Annotated in this window: 2 pseudogenes; one reads left to right on the plus strand and one right to left on the minus strand. The window is 72.0% G+C overall.

Features of this window, described 5'->3' with window-relative positions:
• Positions 1–130 (plus strand): annotated as a pseudogene (locus SB771_RS34315) (ABC transporter ATP-binding protein); the annotation flags it as partial.
• 37 nt (positions 131–167) lie between these two features.
• Here the strand turns inward: SB771_RS34315 and SB771_RS34320 are convergent.
• Positions 168–275 (minus strand): annotated as a pseudogene (locus SB771_RS34320) (glycosyltransferase family 2 protein); the annotation flags it as partial.

Consider the following 275-nt stretch of genomic DNA (forward strand, 5'->3'; position numbering starts at 1 on the left):
GGCCGATTACGCCTACGTGCTGGAAACCGGCAGCCTCACGTTGGAAGGCCCCGCCGCGCAGGTCGCCGAAGACCCGCGCGTGGTCGAGGTCTACCTGGGCCTCGGCCACGCCGCGTCAGCCCCGGCATAGCCTCGCATGGCGGCCCGGGTGAACGCCCGGCCGCCCCTCATGCCACGCCGCGCCGCCGGTCGCGGCGGTACAGCGCATAGCCCAACGGCCACATCACGCCCACCATCAGGCGTGCCCATGGGTTTGTCAGGCGATAGGCCTGCAG

It is taken from the genome of Burkholderia sp. SIMBA_051 (genome assembly GCF_046534915.1).
GTDB classification, from domain to species: Bacteria; Pseudomonadota; Gammaproteobacteria; order Burkholderiales; family Burkholderiaceae; genus Burkholderia; species Burkholderia ambifaria.